The sequence below is a fragment of the Martinezella sp. CNPSo 3957 genome (assembly GCF_057784395.1).
The window spans coordinates 575,115-593,245 of record NZ_JBXSOU010000003.1 but is presented as its reverse complement, the minus strand read 5'-3'; the positions used below and the strand labels follow the sequence as shown (position 1 = coordinate 593,245).

At 59.7% G+C, this 18,131-nt stretch carries 14 protein-coding genes and 1 riboswitch; of the genes, 7 read left to right on the top strand and 7 right to left on the bottom strand.

Annotation, left to right across the window (positions count from 1 at the left end; all coding sequences use genetic code 11):
• Positions 1–6 precede the first annotated feature (6 nt).
• Positions 7–453 carry a GNAT family N-acetyltransferase gene (locus AC13QE_RS11355; protein WP_488483712.1) on the top strand — a complete coding sequence of 149 codons (447 nt, stop codon included), beginning with the start codon at positions 7–9 and terminating at the stop codon, positions 451–453.
• A gap of 76 nt (positions 454–529) precedes the next feature.
• Here the strand turns inward: AC13QE_RS11355 and AC13QE_RS11350 are convergent, their stop codons facing one another.
• Positions 530–1,096 (bottom strand): DUF6101 family protein, encoded by a 567-nt coding sequence (locus AC13QE_RS11350; RefSeq protein ID WP_015339003.1) that lies wholly within the window; start codon positions 1,094–1,096, stop codon positions 530–532.
• A 318-nt stretch (positions 1,097–1,414) separates the two neighbouring features.
• Between AC13QE_RS11350 and AC13QE_RS11345 the strand changes: the two genes are divergently transcribed.
• Both AC13QE_RS11345 and AC13QE_RS11340 read left to right on the top strand, forming a co-directional pair.
• Positions 1,415–3,931, top strand: coding sequence for a DUF1217 domain-containing protein (locus AC13QE_RS11345; protein WP_488483711.1), 2,517 nt, complete (start codon positions 1,415–1,417; stop codon positions 3,929–3,931).
• Positions 3,932–4,150: 219 nt separating this feature from the next.
• Positions 4,151–7,108 (top strand): DNA translocase FtsK, encoded by a 2,958-nt coding sequence (locus AC13QE_RS11340; RefSeq protein WP_488483710.1) that lies wholly within the window; start codon positions 4,151–4,153, stop codon positions 7,106–7,108.
• Between the two features lie 283 nt (positions 7,109–7,391).
• Here the strand turns inward: AC13QE_RS11340 and AC13QE_RS11335 are convergent, their stop codons facing one another.
• Entirely contained in the window at positions 7,392–7,943 is a 552-nt protein-coding gene (locus tag AC13QE_RS11335; protein WP_132715976.1) for an MOSC domain-containing protein, read from the bottom strand.
• Between the two features lie 72 nt (positions 7,944–8,015).
• Here AC13QE_RS11335 and phnF point away from each other — a divergent pair, with 72 nt between their 5' ends.
• A complete protein-coding gene (gene phnF / locus AC13QE_RS11330; protein ID WP_488483709.1) occupies positions 8,016–8,750 on the top strand; it encodes a phosphonate metabolism transcriptional regulator PhnF in 735 nt (244 codons plus the stop codon).
• Between the two features lie 3 nt (positions 8,751–8,753).
• Here phnF and AC13QE_RS11325 read toward each other — a convergent pair whose 3' ends face one another.
• From AC13QE_RS11325 to AC13QE_RS11315, 3 genes are read right to left on the bottom strand one after another with little or no spacing between them, the layout of a single operon-like run.
• Positions 8,754–10,184: an FAD-binding oxidoreductase gene (locus AC13QE_RS11325; RefSeq protein WP_488483708.1), complete on the bottom strand. Its 1,431-nt coding sequence runs from the start codon at positions 10,182–10,184 to the stop codon at positions 8,754–8,756.
• 23 nt (positions 10,185–10,207) lie between these two features.
• Positions 10,208–11,182: an L-threonylcarbamoyladenylate synthase gene (locus tag AC13QE_RS11320; RefSeq protein ID WP_132715979.1), complete on the bottom strand. Its 975-nt coding sequence runs from the start codon at positions 11,180–11,182 to the stop codon at positions 10,208–10,210.
• A 59-nt stretch (positions 11,183–11,241) separates the two neighbouring features.
• A complete protein-coding gene (locus tag AC13QE_RS11315; RefSeq protein WP_488483707.1) occupies positions 11,242–11,859 on the bottom strand; it encodes a DUF6656 family protein in 618 nt (205 codons plus the stop codon).
• A gap of 349 nt (positions 11,860–12,208) precedes the next feature.
• Positions 12,209–12,412: riboswitch (cobalamin riboswitch) on the top strand.
• A 97-nt stretch (positions 12,413–12,509) separates the two neighbouring features.
• Here AC13QE_RS11315 and AC13QE_RS11310 point away from each other — a divergent pair.
• Both AC13QE_RS11310 and AC13QE_RS11305 read left to right on the top strand, forming a co-directional pair.
• Entirely contained in the window at positions 12,510–13,754 is a 1,245-nt protein-coding gene (locus AC13QE_RS11310; protein WP_488483706.1) for an aromatic ring-hydroxylating oxygenase subunit alpha, read from the top strand.
• A gap of 2 nt (positions 13,755–13,756) precedes the next feature.
• On the top strand, positions 13,757–14,845 hold the full coding sequence (locus AC13QE_RS11305; protein ID WP_488483705.1) for an FAD-binding oxidoreductase: 1,089 nt from the start codon (positions 13,757–13,759) through the stop codon (positions 14,843–14,845).
• 109 nt (positions 14,846–14,954) lie between these two features.
• Here the strand turns inward: AC13QE_RS11305 and AC13QE_RS11300 are convergent, their stop codons facing one another.
• Positions 14,955–15,965, bottom strand: a complete 1,011-nt coding sequence (locus AC13QE_RS11300; RefSeq protein ID WP_488483704.1) for a glycoside hydrolase family 25 protein — start codon at positions 15,963–15,965, stop codon at positions 14,955–14,957.
• A gap of 247 nt (positions 15,966–16,212) precedes the next feature.
• Here AC13QE_RS11300 and AC13QE_RS11295 point away from each other — a divergent pair, with 247 nt between their 5' ends.
• Positions 16,213–16,683, top strand: coding sequence for a BA14K family protein (locus AC13QE_RS11295; protein ID WP_488483703.1), 471 nt, complete (start codon positions 16,213–16,215; stop codon positions 16,681–16,683).
• Between the two features lie 171 nt (positions 16,684–16,854).
• Here AC13QE_RS11295 and AC13QE_RS11290 read toward each other — a convergent pair whose 3' ends face one another.
• Complete coding sequence (locus tag AC13QE_RS11290; RefSeq protein ID WP_132715985.1) at positions 16,855–17,856, bottom strand: transporter; 1,002 nt, start codon at positions 17,854–17,856, stop codon at positions 16,855–16,857.
• Between the last annotated feature and the right edge of the window lie 275 nt (positions 17,857–18,131).

Sequence of the window (18,131 nt, the reverse complement as noted above, 5' to 3'; positions counted from 1 at the left end):
GGCGTTATGGCATGTGAAATCCGTCTGGCCTTGGAGGCGGACGCGGAGGCGATCAGCGGCGTAATCCTTGCAGCGCTTCGTGAGAGTAACGCACAAGACTATTCTGCGGATATCATAGCGCGCGTTGCTGAAAGCTTTAGTCCCGCTGGCGTGCGCGGTCTCATGAGCAGCAGAACGGTGTTCGTGGCGATCGACGACGGACGCCTTGTCGGCACCGCGAGCCTTGATCGTGCCGTCGTGCGCACCGTGTTTGTCTCTCCCTCCGCACAGAAGCGAGGCATTGGCGCCAGCCTGATGGCTGCAATCGAACAGGCGGCGAGGACAGCGGGCATGGCCACCCTGTCCATCCCCTCGTCGATCACCGCGCAGGGTTTTTACGAAAAGCTGGGCTTCAATGCCGTCGGCGAGAGTTTCCATGGCGTCAACGAACGATCCTCATGGAGCGTTCGTTGACGCCATAGGATTTAGGCCGCGGGATTGGTTTCCCACGGCCGGTTTATGGCGATATTCGGTTTTCGAGCCTATCGGCTCAATGCCTTGCGATGATCTCGCGACCCTGGATCTTCATCTTGATGCCGAGCTTGCCCGTCGTGCGGCGCACGAGGAAGCGGGGGCGGCGGTTTGCGAAGTAGGAATGGCGACGACGCGGCTGGCTGTCCTGCGAGCGGACGCCGCCGAGATGTTCTTCCAGCGGACGTGCCACGCCGTCGGCTTCGATCATCAGCATCGGAATACGGAAGGCTTCCGACCAGGAGCGCCAGTCGGCGGCGATATCGCTCAGGTCATGAGCGACGAGAAGGGGAATGCAGAGATCCGGATCGGAGTGATGCAGTTCCAGCGTGACGGTGACTTCGCCATCGCCATGGTCGATGGCGCGGGCTGCAACACCCTTGAATGCACGCTTGGGCAAGGCGACGGACAGCGGCAGGCCGCTGGACGGCAGGATCTTGCGCAGCACTGCGCCGCGCTCATCGATCGTAATGGTGACGTCACCCTCGGCACCTCGCATGGCATAGCTGACCTGTTGCGGGAAGCGCGCCGGATCAAGCCGCAGTGTGGTTCCAGCCCAGTCGGGCTTCAGGACGGTATTAGTCATCGATTTCTCTACCCTTGCTTTACCTGAGAGCCGGTTGTTCCGGTCTTCTCTCGGAGAACTTTTGTCCTCTCGTTGTTGGGCAGATTAGGCGCCGTCCCTTCCAGACAGCTTAAAAATCGAGGTTAAGAAAACTTTGCGTCCTCAAATGGTTAGCAAAGTTGAATGCATCAGGGTTTCCATAAGGTGAATACAGGGCAGGGTGGTGCATCAATATAGTGCACGCATTGGATGAGTGCCTGTAAGTCTCAGGTAAGGTTTATATGAAATAATGTCAGCCAGATTCGCCGCTTTTATTAGAGATCTATTGGGATTCTGCTGATGATTTCCACTTATCTTGGTTATACGATCGCAACCAGAGATATGACGACGTCGCTCAATCAGGTGGCGCAGCAGTCGCAAAACAAGCGTTTGATCGACTATTACAATGCCAATATCGGCAAAGTAAAAGACGTCGACAGCTTCCTGAATGACTATCAGTTATACAGTTATGCGATGGAAGCCTATGGGCTTTCCGATATGACCTATGCCAAGGCCTTTATGAAACAGGTCTTGACCAGCGACCTCAGCGATTCCAGCAGTTTCGCCAATAAGCTCACCGATCCGCGCTATAAGGAATTCGCTGCGGCGTTCAATTTCGGCACGAGCGCGACGGGCTCGACGAATACCGCGCAAACCAGCACACAGGAAGACGACCTTATCGGGCTTTACCAACAGTCGTTTACGAATGAGGAGACGTCGGCGGCGACCGAAACGAGCTATTACAGCCAGAATATCGCCTCGGTTAAGACGGTTGATGACCTGCTCGGCAATACCCGCCTGCGCAATTACGTGCTGCAGGCCTACGGCATCGATCCGACCTATGTATCGAATTCAGCTCTGAAGCAGATGCTGACGAGCGATCCCAGCGATCCGAACAGCTACGTCAATCAGAATGGCAGCGCCGCTGACAAGGCTCTGGTGGCGGAATTCAATTTCAATGCCGACGGCACGGTCAAGACATCAACGCCGGACGGCGACACGGCCTATTACCAGGCCAATATCGGTAACATCACGTCGGTCGACCAGCTGACGTCCAATCCGCAACTGTTCCAATACGTCAAGACGGCTTTCAATATCCCGTCCTACATCACCGCGGATCAGTTCAATGCATCGGCCAAGGATGCCGCTACCGCGAGTTCGAACGGACTGACCGCCGTTATGGCCGAGTTCAATTTCCAAAGCGACGGCACGGTCGCATCCGGCTCGCAGGCGCAGACGTCCGGCCAGATAAGCGCCACCACGGCCGGCTATACCGCGAACTACCCGGGTGGGCCGCAGACGCTCAGCCAGCAGGCCGATGTGATGAGCGCCTATAATTTCACCGTGCCCTCGTTCGTTACGAGCGTCGGCGCGGCCGATAACGATCTCTATTACAAGAATCATATCGGCTCCATTACGTCGGTCGACCAGCTGACATCGGATACGCGTCTCTTCGATTACGTCAAGACGGCCTACGGCATCGATCCGACGACACCCGCCGCCGTCTTCAAGAATGCCTTCGCCGATCCGACGACCGCCGCCATCTTCGGTCTGACCGACGCTGTCTCTCAATTCAATTTCCAGTCGGACGGGACGCTTGCTTCCGGCCAGACGGCACAGTCCCAAAGCGAGATCGACGCGGCCTCCAAGGCCTATATGAGCAACTACCAGTCGTCGCAGTCGAACCTGAATACGGATGCGGTCAACAACTACAAGAACCGCATCGCCGACGTGAAGACCATCAAGGATTTCTTTGCGAGCAACACCTCCGACAGCAGTGCCGCCAACGACAGCGCGCCGGAGCTATATCAGATGGCGCTGCGCGCCTACGGTATCGGCGAAAACGAAGTCACGAAGTCACAGCTGACCAGGATTCTCGAAAGCGATCCCTATGATCCGAAGAGCTACGTCAACTCGCTCAAGGATCCGCGGTTCACGGCCCTTGCCAAGGCCTTCAATTTCGACAGCAAAGGCAATCTGAAAGCGCCTGTGCAGGCTCTGTCGCAGACGCAGATCAACAGCTATATCTCGCAATATTCCCGTCACAGCACGGCGGGGCTGTCGGGTGCCGAACTGACCAAGGCCAACAACGACGCCAAGACAGCCGCTACTTATTTCGCCACCAACATCGTCAAGGTGACCAGCGCCACGGATCTGCTCGCCGACAGCAAACTTACGAATTTCATCCTGACGGCTAACGGTATCGATCCGAAGACGGTCGATTCGGCGACGCTGAAGAAAGCTTTTGCCTCCGATCCGTCCGATGCGAAGAGCTTCGTCAACACGGCTGACGGTGCCAAGTTCAAGAGTATCGTCGAGGCGTTCAATTTCGGCACCGACGGCAACCTGACCGACAGCAAGCTCGGCACGGCGCAAAATCAGGGCGCGCTTTCAGCGACCAATGATCTCTTCCTGCATCAGACGCTGGAAGATCAGCAAGGTGACAGCAATCCCGGCGTGCGCCTGGCGCTTTATTTCCAGCGCAAGGCGCCTGATATCAATTCGATCTACGACATCATGGGGGATGCCGCCCTTTATGAGGTCGTCACGACCACCTTCAATCTGCCGAGCTCGATCTCCAATATGGACGTCGATACCCAGGCCAAGATGCTCGGCAATTTTATCAATGTGAGCGACCTGCACGATCCCGACAAGCTCAATCGGCTGCTGCAGCGATTCTCGGCCATGTACGACCTGCAGAACAATACGACCTCCTCGACATCCCCTGCGCTTTCGATTCTGACGAGTTCCTCCCCGGGCGTGGGTATCAGCGCCGACACGCTGCTTTCCATCGCGCAGCTGTCCTCATCGCGCTAACGGGCTCGACAAAAAATTTAACCTGTCTCATTGCCGCACTTCCGTGCGGCTGAGCTGCATCATGCCATTGTTTTCACGGAGATTTCGAGAATATTCGGACATGTTTTCCGGGTACGGAATGGCTGCTTTCCACAAGCGCAGGAAGGAACTTATTAACCATCCTTGCCCTATTCGATTTGAGAAGCCAACGGCAATATCAATGACTGGGTTGCAGGTCTCATGCGTCTTTCCCGAACGACACTTTCCAATGCCTCGCAAGGCGTCCAGCCGGAGGGCGATCTCGACCCGGAGCAGGCGGCCGAAGAGGCGCGCCGCGCCGAGCAGATCGCGGCTCGCCGCGCGTTCCTGGAAGAGAAGATTCGCAACGCCCGCGAAGCCAAGCGTAAGGCTGAAGAGCAGCGTCACGCCGAGGAAAAGCGCCTTGCGGAAGAGGTGAGGAAGCGCACCGCCGCGGCCCCGCCGCCTGTTGTGGAGGCGCTGCAGGCTGCCGCCGTTACGAGCGAGCAGGAAATGCCGGTTCTGCCGCAGGGAATCTCCGCGGAAGATCTCGCATCGCCCGGCTGGCAGAATGCCTTCCTGATGGGGCCGAACGTGCGCTTCACCCGCACTCGCGAAAATGAAATTATCAGCCGCCGTCCGCCTGTCGAGCCGAAGGCTGAGATCCGGCCGCAGGCTTCCGCGCACGCCGCGATGCGGGTCATGGAGCCGCCCGCCGTCGCGGCGCCGATCGCCGCCGTCATTCAGCAGCCGATGCAATCATCAGAGTTCCATCTGCCAGCGCTCGAAGACATGCCGCTGGTGGTGGAAGGCTATATTCCGACAGTAATTCAGAATTCCCCGGCAACCGAGCCGGACGCATTGGAGATGACCGTTATCGCTACCGCATTCTCGAAAGCTCCTGCGATCGCGCTGGATGCTTCCCCTGTTCAGTCAAGTGTTCCCGAGTCCCTAGCCGCGCCTGTGGTCGAGTCGCGTCTTGTCCATCTTTCCGATTTTGCCTTCTGGGATGCGATGCCGTTCGATGGCGAATTCGTCTCTGCCCTCAAGGGTGAGCCGAAGCAGCCGGCGACGCCCAAGCCGGAAGTCGATGCCGAATCGATCATCGCCAAGTTCCGCGTCGTCGAGTGCCGCCGCCCGGCAGCGGCGGTCGAGCCGCAGCCCGTTGTCGTGCAGCCGCCGGCAGTCGAGATCGCAGCTCACGTCGAAACCGTTTCCAGACCGTCAGCAGCAGATATCAGCACGCCGGCCATGGACGAGCTTGCCGCGCTTGAGGCTGCCGTTCTGGCCCCCGTCGTCGAGGCGGCCCCCGTCATCGTCGAAGCACCTGCTGCCGAGCCGCAGACTGTGGTGGCGCCAGCCGAAACATTCGTGCCGCCCGCTTTCGTAACCGCCGTCTATGGTGCCGAAGCTGAAACCCGGCCCGCGCCTGTCATGGTCGTGGCGCCGATGCCGACGAAGGCCGCCGCGCCGGCTGCTGCCCAACCGGTCGCCAAGGCTGCGCCGACGATCCCAGCGGTCGAAGCCGCCGCTCAGCGTTTGATCGACGCACCGCCATCCCGGATCTCGCCGCGCCGGCCCGCATCGCTGACGCCGCCCGAATGGCGGCCGATCGCCCGCTCCGCTGACGGCGAATACGAGCTGCCGCCGCGCGAACTGCTACAGGAACCTGCCGTTCGTTCCGGCGTGATCATGACGCAGGAAACGCTGGAGCAGAATGCCGGCCTTCTGGAAAGCGTGCTGGAGGACTTCGGCGTCAAGGGCGAGATCATCCATGTCCGTCCAGGCCCGGTCGTCACCCTTTATGAATTCGAGCCGGCGCCAGGCGTCAAATCCTCGCGCGTCATCAACCTTGCCGACGATATCGCCCGCTCGATGTCGGCTCTCTCTGCGCGCGTCGCCGTCGTTCCCGGCCGCAACGTCATCGGCATCGAACTGCCGAACGTCAACCGCGAGACCGTCTATTTCCGTGAGATGATCGATTCGCCCGATTTCGAGAAGAGCGGCTACAAGCTGGCGCTCGGCCTCGGCAAGACCATCGGCGGCGAACCCGTTATCGCCGAGCTCGCCAAGATGCCGCATCTGCTCGTCGCCGGTACGACCGGCTCGGGCAAGTCGGTCGCGATCAACACCATGATCCTGTCGCTGCTCTACCGCATGACCCCGGAACAGTGCCGCCTGATCATGGTCGATCCGAAGATGCTGGAACTCTCTGTCTATGACGGTATCCCGCATCTGCTGACCCCTGTCGTCACCGATCCGAAGAAGGCCGTCATGGCGCTGAAATGGGCGGTGCGCGAGATGGAGGATCGCTACAAGAAGATGTCACGCCTCGGCGTTCGCAACATCGACGGCTACAACAGCCGCGTTGCCTCCGCCAAGGAAAAGGGCGAGACGATCCACGTCATGGTCCAGACCGGCTTCGACAAGGGCACGGGTGCCCCGATCGAAGAGCAACAGGAAATGGACCTGACGCCGATGCCGTATATCGTCGTCATCGTCGATGAAATGGCCGACCTGATGATGGTGGCCGGCAAGGAAATCGAAGGCGCGATCCAGCGTCTGGCACAGATGGCGCGCGCCGCCGGCATCCACCTGATTATGGCGACGCAGCGTCCCTCGGTCGACGTCATCACCGGCACGATCAAGGCGAATTTCCCGACGCGCATCTCCTTCCAGGTGACGTCGAAGATCGACAGCCGCACCATCCTCGGTGAGCAAGGTGCCGAACAGCTCCTCGGCCAGGGCGACATGCTGCATATGGCCGGCGGCGGCCGCATCTCCCGTGTCCATGGCCCCTTTGTGTCCGACGAGGAAGTCGAGAAGGTCGTGGCGCACCTGAAGCTGCAGGGCCGTCCGGAATATCTCGACACGGTGACCGCCGACGAGGACGAAGAAGACGAGGAAGAAGATACGGCTGTCTTCGACAAGGGCGCGATTGCCTCGGAAGACGGCGACGATCTCTATGAACAGGCGATCAAGGTCGTCATGCGCGACAAGAAGTGCTCGACCTCCTACATCCAGCGCCGCCTCGGCATCGGCTACAACCGCGCTGCCTCGCTCGTCGAGCGCATGGAGAAGGACGGTCTTGTCGGCCCCGCCAACCATGTCGGCAAGCGCGAGATCATCACCGGCAACCGCAATGGCGGCGGCAATTCGGGCAATGAGGATTTCGATTGATCCAATTTGGGGGATGACGCTGGCTGCGATCGTCGTGGAGAGTGTGCACCCCTCTGTCCCTTTCGGGACATCTCCCCCACAAGGGGGGAGATTGTTAGCTTGCAGCCCTCTTTCGCCTCAAGCTGATAGCTCATTTGTTGAAATCGACGTTTCTGCCTTAACGAGGGCGGGCGTCAAACTTCCACCAATCTCCCCCCTTGTGGGGGAGATGTCACGTAAGTGACAGAGGGGGGTATCAGACGCTCAGCATGCTCAAGGCTAGCTTCTCTTCATACGGAGCGCATCAAACCCGCTCAAGCTTGACATGCGGCAACGGCGGCAGCTCGACGCGAATGGCGTCCTCGCGCTTTACCCGGCCGCCCTGCACGACAATACCCATGATCCCCGCCTTGCGAACCAGCCCGCCATCGGCATCCTTATCGAGCACCGCATGCAGCAGTCCCTTCTGAAAATCGTCGATCTGCTTGCAGGGATTGCGTAGGCCCGTCACCTCGACGATCGCTTCCGCGCCGATATGCAGGCGTGTCCCTTGTGGCAGGGAAAGCAGGTCTATCCCTCGGGTGGCAATATTCTCGCCCATGTCGCCCGGCGAAACGGAAAATCCCTTTTCGGTGAGTTCGTCGAACAGCTCTTCCTGGATCAGGTGTACCTGGCGCAGATTGGGCTGGGTCGGATCGACCGCGACGCGCGAGCGATGCTTCACCGTCACCCCCATATGCGCATCGCCTTCGACGCCAAGCCCTGTCAGCAGTTGAATATGATCCTTGGTCTGCTTGCTGAACTCGTGCACGCCGCTGCTGCTGACCGTTGTCACATATATGCGCTTGTCGCCCATGCCGAACCCTTCCATAAACGATCTGGATCTTTATAAATTGGTATATGCCAATTTCAAGGCGACAGATTTGTGATGGAAGAGAAAAATCGAAAGGCCGAAGGCGCAAAAGCTGCCGGAGGCTGGGCGAGCGTTGCTGCGGAGTTGCGAACTGCCATCGATACGGGCAGGTATGCGCCCGGCAGCCGCCTGCAGAGCGAGCGCGCTTTGTCCGAACAATTCGGCGTCTCCAGGGTGACGATGCGGCGTGCGATCGCAGAACTGGAAGGGGAGGGCTTGCTACGCGTCGCGCGCGGCAGCGGCGCCTATGTCCGCGCCGATATCCCCGTTCGTTTCCAACTGGGCGACAAGGTACGGTTTAGCAAGGATCTGACCGCGACGGATGCGAACCTCACGCGCAAGGTTTTTTCGGCCAGGGAAGTTCCGGCAAGCGTCGATATAGCCGCAAGGCTCAATCTCGAGCCGGGCGAGGCTGTGCTGGACATGTGCGTGATCGCCTATGCCGACGCGCTTCCCGTATCCGTCGTCACGCGCAGCTGCTCGGCGAAGCGTTTTCCGGGCTTGGCGGAGAAGTTCGCTGCGATGAACTCGTTCACGGCAGCCCTGAGGGAGTATGGCGTGATGGATTATTGGCGGCGCTCCACGGACATCGCGGCTCGGATGCCGACGGAAGTAGAGGCACGGCTTCTGCAGCAATCGCGCCTCGTGCCGGTGCTTGCCTATGCCGGCGAAGATATCGATGCCAATGGCACAGTCATTTCCTGCCAGATCGGCTGCTTCGCTTCCGAGCGGGTCGTCGTGACGGTCTAAACTTCAGACCTTCAACACCTTGCCCGGATTCATGATCCCTGCCGGGTCGAAGGCCGTCTTGATGCGGCGCATCAGGTCCATCTCGATATCGGAGCGGATCGAAGCCAGTTCGTCGCGCTTCAGCTGGCCGATGCCATGTTCGGCGGAGATCGAGCCGCCATGCTGCAGCACAAGCCCGTGCACGATCTTGTTGATCTCGCGCCAGCGTCCGATGAACTCGGCCTTGTCGGCGCCGACGGGCTGCGAGATGTTGTAGTGGATATTGCCGTCGCCCATGTGGCCGAAGGCGCAGACGCGGGCGCCAGGCATGGCGGCGACAACGGCCTTTTCGGCTTCGGCCATGAATTGCGGAATCTGCGCCACCGGCACGGAAACGTCGTGCTTGATCGAGCCGCCTTCCGGCTTCTGCGCGTCCGACATGCTCTCGCGCATATGCCAGATGGCCTTTTGTTGTGCTTCCGAGCTGGCGATGGTCGCATCCTGAATGAGGCCGGCCTCGTAGCCCTGTTCGAGCAGAGCCGACATCATCCGCTCGGCGGTTTCGGCCGAATCGGAGGTGGAGATGTCGATCAGCACATACCAGGGATGCACCGTCTCCAGCGGATCGCGCACGCCCGGAATATGCCGCGTGGTGAATTCGACGCCGATGCGCGGCATCAGCTCGAAGCCGGTCAGCGCCGTGCCGCAGAGGCTGGAGGCATTCTTGAACAGAGTCAGCGCGTCATCGACCGATCGCAGGCCGGCAAAGGCGACCTGATGGCCGAGTGGCTGCGGAAAGAGCTTCAGCACCGCGCCGGTGATGACGCCGAGCGTACCTTCTGCGCCGATGAAGAGATCGCGCAGGTCGTAGCCGGTATTGTCCTTCTTCAGGCGGCGCAATCCGTTCCAGATCTCGCCCGTGGGCAGCACGACTTCAAGGCCGAGGCAGAGCTGGCGCATGTTGCCATAGGCAAGAACGGCCGTGCCGCCGGCATTGGTGGAAAGATTTCCGGCGATGCGGCAGGAGCCTTCCGAGCCGAGCGAGAGCGGAAACATGCGGCCATGCTCGGCTGCCGTCTTGTGGACATCGGCCAGGATGCAGCCGCCGTCAACGATCATCGTATTGCCGACGGGATCGATATCGCGCACGCGGTTCATGCGTTCCAGCGATAGGATGATGTCCGAGCCGCCCTCGCGCGGCGTCTGGCCGCCGACAAGCCCTGTATTGCCGGTCTGGGGCACGATGGCCGTTCCGGTCTCGCTGGCAAGCTTGAGGATGGCCGAAACCTCTTCCACCGAGCCGGGCTTCAGCAGCATGGGCGAAGCGCCATGATAGAGCCCACGGTTTTCCACCAGATGCGGCGCAATTTCCACCGGGTCCCGCACGGCATGTTTTTCGCCGACGATGACGGCGAAGCGATCGAGGAGGTCGGAAGAGGAGGCGGAGCTGCTCATGGCGTTTCCTTTGCCTGATGGTTTTAGTCTCTGGGCGCGGCCGCGCGGCGCAGCCGGTCGTTGATAGCCTCGCCGAGGCCCTCGTCGGGAATATGCGAGAAAGCAATGGTCGCAGCGCCGGTGGCATCGGCGCGCTTCATGAAATCGAAGAGGTTTGCCGCTGCTTCCGAGAGATCGCCGGTGGCGCTCAAGTCCAGCACGGCAACGGCGTTCTCGCTGCCGGGAATGTCTGGCGTGCCGAAGCGAATCAGCGCCTCGCTTGCGGAAACCTCCGTGGCGTCGAGCCGCACCGCCGCTCCCGGCGCATAATGCGAAGCAAGCATGCCTGGCGCCTCGATGGCAGCGGAAGCCTTCTTCTTGCGCTTCAGTGCCTTACCGGCTACCCGCTCGATCTCGCTCGCCGCCAGCCCACCAGGTCGCAGCAGGCGCATCTCGCCATCCTCGACCTTGACGATCGTCGACTCCACGCCGACAACCGATGATCCGGCGTCGAGAATAAGAGAAATCCGCTCTCCAAGGTCGTCGTCCACATGATCGGCGCTGGTGGCGCTGATCTTGCCCGAGGTATTGGCGCTGGGTGCTGCAAGCGGCCGGTCGAAGGCGCGGATCAGCTCGCCGGCAAAGCCCTGCGGCACGCGGATGCCGACCGTGTCGAGGCCGGCGGTTGCCAGCGGATGGATGCCGCTATCGGGTTTGAGCGGCAGCACCAGCGTCAGCGGACCGGGCCAGAAGGCTTCGGCGAGCTTGCGCGAGATGGGGTCGAAGATCGCATAGCGCTCGGCCATGGCGAGGTCGCTCATATGGCAGATCAGCGGATTGAAGCGCGGCCGGCCCTTCGTCTCGTAGATCCGGGTGATCGCGGCAGGATTGGTAGCATCGGCGGCAAGGCCATAGACCGTCTCCGTCGGCAGCCCGATCGGCAGACCCTCGGCGAGAGTCGCTGTCGCAACTTCGATCGCCATTTGCGGATGTTCGAGAATGTCTATGTGTCGTGCCATGGCCTGCCTGCTTGCAGTTCAGGCCGTTTCTTATGCTCTTCGAGTTTTCGGATCAATCGTCAAAGCTGTCGAATGATGTCGCGGAGCTGCTCGTTGCGGGCGCCGAGGAGAAGAACATTGCGGATGGCGATCTGCGGATCGTGGGTGTGGAACAGCACGCCGTTGCCTCTGACGTCGCGGTTGATCGTCAGTTTCTTGTCTTCGGCCTCCTTGTCCGGATGGATGGCGACAGCGAAATACATCCGCGAATATTTGAGGCTGATGTCTTCGAAGAAGTTCTCTTCCTGGCCGATCCGGGCAAAGAAATTGGCGATATAGAAAGCCCAGTTCACGTCCTCATAATGCGCGAACTGCGTCCGCGCCGCGGTAATGTGGCAATAGCCGAGATGCGGCGTGTCCTTCAGCGTGTGATGAAAGATGAGCTTCGGGAAGCGGATGGACCTATGGAAATTGTTGAGCCGGTCGTGGGTCTTCTCGCCGGCGTCCCGGAGCTTCAGCGCCGTGCGTTCGGCCACCTGTTCGTGGGTGAGGTATTCCCGCTCTTCCGCCAGCCAATGCGGCCTGTTGCGGTTGATACGGCCGGTGCGCAGGAATTCGGTGTACCCCGTCGTCGATACCGGCTGCGCCGGTTCGGGCTCGGCGGGCTTCCCAGCGTCGAAATATCTGAGTTTGGCCATGCCGGATCTCGCTATAAAACTCTTTGGTGACATGATGAACCGCGGAGCTTGAGCCGAGCTTGATCGTGCCGGATTGAAGGCGCCCCGATAGCGGCTCCGTTGGCGCTTTCTGCCGCCCAATTATTCCCCTGATTACCGGCCGTTCGCTGACCTGTCGCAATCAGGATAAAGCGTCATTGGTGGAATGGATATGCGATGCTTTCACCATCTCCGATGCATGCGTCCAAGCAATTGAATTGCCTGTCAATATTCTCAGGATATGCAACCGTCCTATCGTCCTGTTTCGCCTGTCGTCAAATTCGAAGCCGATGTCGCATTGCAGCGCAGCGGCAGACGCGGCCGAGAGCTATGATGATATCAATCTCAAGGTGCCGTCTGCTAGGGAGACGGAGAATTGGGAAGCCGGTCAAAATCCGGCGCTGCCCCCGCAACGGTGGTGGAGTGAGGCATGGCGGATAAAGCCACTGGGCCGATTGGTCTGGGAAGGTGCCATGGGGTCCTGGCAACAGGGCCGCTCCAGAGCCCGGAAACCAGCCTTGGGCACATATGGTTTACTGACCGCGGCGGGCGGTCGGGGCATTGCTTTCGGCCGTCCCCAACGGCCTTGCATGTCCTCTGCTCGTCTTCCGGTATTGCGCAAGGATAGGCAAATGGATATCGGCAGCAAAGTTCTGCGGCAATTGAAGAACCACCGGGTAGGTTTGAGCCTGGAGCAACCCTTCTACACTGATCCGGATTACTTCAAGCTCGACATGGAGACGATCTACTATCGCGACTGGCTGTTCATCGGCCATGATTGCGAAGTGCCGCGGGCGGGCAATTACTTCACCGTCCAGATCGGCGATTATCCCGTCGTGATCGTCCGTGGTCGCGATCAGGTCATCCGCGCCTTCCACAATAGCTGCCGCCATCGCGGCTCGCGCGTCTGCACGACCGAGCGCGGATCGTCGGCAAAGCTCGTCTGCCCCTATCACCAATGGACCTACGAGCTTGACGGCTCCCTGCTCTTTGCCCGTCAGATGGCCGAAGATTTTGACAAGAGCCAGCATTCGCTGAAGCCGGTTCACTGCGAAAGCGTCGCTGGGTACATCTTCATCTGCCTGGCACAGAACGCTCCGGATTTCGCACCGGTTCGCGCCACGATCGAGCCCTACATGGCCCCGCACCATATCAGCGAAGCCAAGGTCGCCTTCCAGAGCACGATCATCGAAAAGGGCAACTGGAAGCTCGTCTGGGAAAACAACCGCGAATGCTACCATTGCGCGGCCAATCATCCCGAACTCTGCCGCACCTTCCCGGAAGCTCCGACGGTTACCGGCGTGCAGGGCGCGATGAGCGATCCCGTCATTACCGAGCACTGGGCGCGCTGCGAAGCCGCCGGCCTGCCGAGCGAATTCAAGATCTCTCCTGACGGACAGTTCCGCACCGCCCGCATGCCGCTGATCGAAGGCGCCGAAAGCTACACCATGTCCGGCCAGAACGCCGTCAAGCGGCCGCTCTCGCCAGACGTGACGATCAATGGCATCGGTACGATGCTGCTCTTCCATTATCCGACGACATGGAACCACATCCTTGGCGACCACGCGATCTCCTTCCGCGTCCTGCCGATCAGCGCCGAAGAAACCGCCGTCACCACGAAGTGGCTCGTTCACAAGGATGCGGTCGAAGGTGTCGATTACAATCTGGAAGAGCTGACCCACGTCTGGACCGAAACCAACGACCAGGATCGCCGCATCGTTGAAGAAAATGCTTTCGGTATCCGCTCGCCGGCCTATGAACCCGGTCCCTATTCGGAAATCCATGAAGGCGGCGTCATGCAGTTCGTCGAATGGTACACGACTTTCATGATCAACCGGCTGCAGGGCGACCAGGCCAAGCTGTCGGCGGTAGCCTGAGTATGAACATGGCCGTCTCCCATCCGCATCGACACCTCGACCAGATGCAGCCCTGGAACGACAGGCAGCATCTGCTTGAATGTCTCTCGATCACGCCCGAAGCGCCCGATGTGATGACCTTCACCTTCGGGTCCGACAAGGACAACTGGTTCCGCTATCTGCCGGGCCAGTTCGTGACGCTGGAGCTGCCGACGGCTCCGGAGCCGGTCATGCGCACCTATACGCTGTCGTCGACCCCGTCGCGGCCCTTCTCGGTCGCCGTGACGGTGAAGGCGCAGAAAGATAGCATCGGCACGCGCTGGATGTTCGAGAACCTGAAGCCGGGTATGCGCATCAAGGCTTTCGGCCCGCTCGGCGATTTCAGCCACATCCGTCATCCGGGCGAGAAATATCTGTTCGTCTCGGCCGGCTCCGGCATCACGCCGATGATGTCGATGACGCGGTATATGTCGGACATAGCACCACTGTCTGACATTACTTTCGTCAATTGCTCGCGCAGCCCGACGGACATCATCTTCCGTTCCGAGCTCGAATATCTCGCTCGCTTCATGCCGAACCTCGATCTCGGCTTCATCGTCGAAGGCTGCGGCCGCACCGATCTCTGGTCGGGGCTGAAGGGCCGCATAGACAAGGCGAAGATCGGCCTGCTGGCGCCCGATTTCATGGATCGCACCATCTTCTGCTGCGGCCCGGAAGTCTTCATGGATGCCGTGCGCTCCATGCTGGAAGCGCACGGCTTCGACATGTCACGCTACCATCAGGAAAGCTTCCAGCCGGCCAATGCGGCGACACCGCTTGCGGAAGTCTCCGACGATGCTTCCGGCGAGGCGGCGACCACGATCCGCTTCACGATGGCGGGCAAGGATGTGGCCTGCGCCCCGGGCCAGACCGTGCTTCAGGCGGCGCGCGGCGCCGGTGTGCGCATCGGCGCCGCCTGCGAATCCGGCCTCTGCGGCACATGCCGGGTCATGAAGCTTTCGGGCGAAGTCGAAATGAGCCACAATGGCGGCATCCTTGATGACGAGATCGACGAGGGCTACATCCTCGCCTGCTGCTCGCGCCCGAAGACGGATGTGCAGATCGAGGCCTAGAGCCGGATGATTTTAGGTCTATTCGACCTAAAATCTGAATCCGCTCTAGCATCAAAGAAGTAGAGCGTGATGTCGTCCGAAAACCGCCCACACTTTTCGGCATCACGCTCTAGAAATCCTGGTAGTTCAGCTCGTTGATCTCGACAGGCTTGGTTTGCGGGGTCGAGGCCGTGACGACGGGGTCGATCTCGAGCATGAGGGAAACGAGCATCTGCCGCGGCCCGCTGCACATCTGTGCGAGCGCGATCGTCAGATCCGGCGCGGGCAGGGGTTTCGCCGGCAGGAGATCACCCTGCGGCCAGATCCTCGCGAGCTGGACCTTTGTCATCGGCACGACGCTGACGTCGATATCGGTAAGCGTGCCCGGGACCCGATAGGGGCAGCTTTTCTCCGAACAATTGTCCGACGAAGCAAACTGCCAGATGGCATAATTGTCCCAATTGCCGAGCGGGAAAGTGCCTTTGACATCAGGCTTGTAGCGCGCATACCACAAGGGCAGCCGCGACAGCAGCGGATAGGTACCTCGGTGATCGGCGATATAGCGTGCCGTATTGTGATTGACGTAGAGAATGGGATAGCGGCCGGTTCTGACCTTGATGTGGGCGACATAGATCTGCGCATCGTCGAGCGACATGAATTGCGTCGCATCCATGCCGTCGATATCGAGCACCATCAGCTCATCGGGTTGCGGATCGGCATAATCGAGAAAATGATTGGCCTGGTCGATCGGATTGCCGGGTCGCCCCAGATGATAGGCGCCCCATAACAGGCCATTCGATTTTGCCAGCATGCGGCGCGTTTGAAACAGCTCACGGCTGACGGCGTATTTGCGCCACATTGTCCTGCAATGGGCCACGGTATCGCCGCCATGGTCGCCGGTGCAACTGAAGCTTTCAGGAAGTCCGTCGGACGCCTTTGAGATGAAACCGGCAATCCGCTTGTCCTGCAGGAATGCGGCCCAGTCGATGGTGTTCAGCTCGTAAGCATCGACAATCAGGGCGTTTTTCGAATCGCCCCAGGGCTGGCTCTCACCGGCCGAAGACTTGGAGACCGGCCCCATCAGGGCCAGGATCGTCAGCAAGCTGTAAATGAGGAGGTTACTCTTTCGGTATCCTTTCATGAAATAATAGTAAGGATTGCTGGTTAATCTTGGGTTAAGAAAGCAATCACTATAAATTCATCGTGGAGCCCCTCGTAACTCCTTAAATCGGTAGGGATTTGAGGAACTAAATAACGCGCCGCCGCGTTTCTTGTCGTCTATTCGGATATACGACGAAGCAGGCAGCGAAACCTTGCTCGGGAAGCATTCCCGACATGAAACGCCTACAGGCTTGAGTACAAAGCCGAACCAGGGAATGGAGATGAAAATGCTTGGTTTCCGTGCAAAAATCGCGACAGTCGCCTTAACGGCTGCCGTCGCCCTGACGAGCTTCACACCGTCTTTCGCCATGCAGATGCCCACCGCACCGGTCGTAAAACAGTCCGCGCCCACCCAGGCCGCGCCGGGTAATGTCGAGCAGGTACAGTGGCGTCATGGTGGTTACTATCGCCGCGGCTGGTATGGCGGCTACCGTGGTTATCGCGGCGGCTATCGTCATGGTTATCGCTATCATGACGGCTATTGGTTCCCGCTGGCTGCCTTCGGCGCCGGCGCATTGATTGGCGGCGCAATCGCCAGCCAGCCGCGCTATTACGAGCCGGCTCCGGCTCCGAGCGCCGGCATCAATCCGCGTCATGTCGAATGGTGCGAGGGACGCTATCGTTCCTACCGCGCTTACGACAATACGTTCCAGCCGAACTCCGGCCCGCGCCGCCAGTGCTACTCGCCGTATTTCTAAAGCGGTTCAGTTTTTCACGGAATCTCTGAAACCGCTCTAGCTCTTTTTTCACGCAATTCCGGACGGAAAACCGCTGCGCACTTTTCCTGGAATTGCTCTAAGCGGCGCTTCCAGAACTGCCAATGCCAGCCGTCCGGTTTCCCGCCGGGCGGCTATTTGCATGATTCGACGTCAGAGAATATTGACCCGTTTGAGCAGCCACCATGCCAGCAGCATGGAGGCGATGATGAACCCTACTGCATACCCGGTGCCGCTTGCGCCGCCCGCCAACGGCAACCCCGATGTGTTCATGCCGAAGAAGCCGGTCACCAGCGTCGGCGGCAGCAGAAATGCGGTCATGATCGACAGGATATAGAGATGCCGATTGATTTCGGAGGCGAGCTTGGAATCGATTTCTTCGTGCAACAGCCTCGCCCGCTCCTGCAGAGCGTAGACGTCGTGTTCGACCGCTTCCAGCCGCCCGGTCAGCCGGCCCGCGACATCCTCGAAGCCGAGCGGCATTTCCTCATCGTCCGAGGCGGCGGCATGGCGCATCAGCGAGAGAACGGTGCGCAGATGGCGATGCAGGCGCACGATCGTCCTGCGGATGGGCGGAAGCTTGGCGCGCTCGTCGCGTGAGGTATTGCCGTGGACGAAGTCCTCGATGGCATTTAACTCTTCGCTGATCTCGATGACGACAGAGATCAGGGTTCGTTGGAACTCGACGACGATCAGCTCGAAAATATCCACGGGATTGGAAAATCGTGCGGCGTTCTTTTCGATCAACACCCGGGTTCGGTCCAGGCTGCGAAGCGGCTGCAGCCGGGTGGTTATCAGCAGGCGATCGGTCAGCGCGAAATGCAGCCAGCCGATATCGTGGGTGTTGTGGGCAAAGTCGCGCTGGAAATCGACCAACGTGCCGAACAGCATCTGCTCGTCGACCGTAAGCGTTGCATGTGTTTCATGCGTGGTCAGCGCTATGCGGGCGGCTTCGTTCAGTCCGGGAGCGTCCTCTAGGAAAGCCGGTACCCGGGCATCCACGAGATTGAGATGCAGCCAGAGAAAGCCGTCGTCGCCGAACAACCTCGAGCGATCGGTATCGTCGGGCAGGCGCTCCGGCTTGGTTTCACCGGGACGAAGACGGTATGCCCAGATAAAGCCTGGTATGGTATTGGCTGTCGTGAGCGTATTCATGGGGCATCGTTCGCTTTGTCTGAACAGTCGCCTTAGTCTTCGTTCATGACGGTTTTTTATTCAAGTCCACGCTTTGGCGGAATAATCGTGGATATGGGCGGCGATGTCACAGCCGCTCGGCGCGCGTAAGACGCATCTCCCGTTCGGGTTCGCGAGACGGTGGAAATCGACACCTCCTGCCATTTGAAAAAATTGACGTTTACGTAAAAATCAACTAGCTATAGCAATAAATGGTCGATGGTCCGGGTGAGGCGGGTCATTGCCAGTACCGATCC

Excerpts from the sequence above, each read along its gene's own strand:
- AC13QE_RS11355 (WP_488483712.1), top strand. The coding sequence starts at position 7 with ATGGCATGTGAAATCCGTCTGGCCTTGGAGGCGGACGCGGAGGCGATC.
- AC13QE_RS11350 (WP_015339003.1), bottom strand. The coding sequence starts at position 1,096 with ATGACTAATACCGTCCTGAAGCCCGACTGGGCTGGAACCACACTGCGG.
- AC13QE_RS11345 (WP_488483711.1), top strand. The coding sequence starts at position 1,415 with ATGATTTCCACTTATCTTGGTTATACGATCGCAACCAGAGATATGACG.
- AC13QE_RS11340 (WP_488483710.1), top strand. The coding sequence starts at position 4,151 with ATGCGTCTTTCCCGAACGACACTTTCCAATGCCTCGCAAGGCGTCCAG.
- AC13QE_RS11335 (WP_132715976.1), bottom strand. The coding sequence starts at position 7,943 with ATGGGCGACAAGCGCATATATGTGACAACGGTCAGCAGCAGCGGCGTG.
- phnF (WP_488483709.1), top strand. The coding sequence starts at position 8,016 with ATGGAAGAGAAAAATCGAAAGGCCGAAGGCGCAAAAGCTGCCGGAGGC.
- AC13QE_RS11325 (WP_488483708.1), bottom strand. The coding sequence starts at position 10,184 with ATGAGCAGCTCCGCCTCCTCTTCCGACCTCCTCGATCGCTTCGCCGTC.
- AC13QE_RS11320 (WP_132715979.1), bottom strand. The coding sequence starts at position 11,182 with ATGGCACGACACATAGACATTCTCGAACATCCGCAAATGGCGATCGAA.
- AC13QE_RS11315 (WP_488483707.1), bottom strand. The coding sequence starts at position 11,859 with ATGGCCAAACTCAGATATTTCGACGCTGGGAAGCCCGCCGAGCCCGAA.
- AC13QE_RS11310 (WP_488483706.1), top strand. The coding sequence starts at position 12,510 with ATGGATATCGGCAGCAAAGTTCTGCGGCAATTGAAGAACCACCGGGTA.
- AC13QE_RS11305 (WP_488483705.1), top strand. The coding sequence starts at position 13,757 with ATGAACATGGCCGTCTCCCATCCGCATCGACACCTCGACCAGATGCAG.
- AC13QE_RS11300 (WP_488483704.1), bottom strand. The coding sequence starts at position 15,965 with ATGAAAGGATACCGAAAGAGTAACCTCCTCATTTACAGCTTGCTGACG.
- AC13QE_RS11295 (WP_488483703.1), top strand. The coding sequence starts at position 16,213 with ATGCTTGGTTTCCGTGCAAAAATCGCGACAGTCGCCTTAACGGCTGCC.
- AC13QE_RS11290 (WP_132715985.1), bottom strand. The coding sequence starts at position 17,856 with ATGAATACGCTCACGACAGCCAATACCATACCAGGCTTTATCTGGGCA.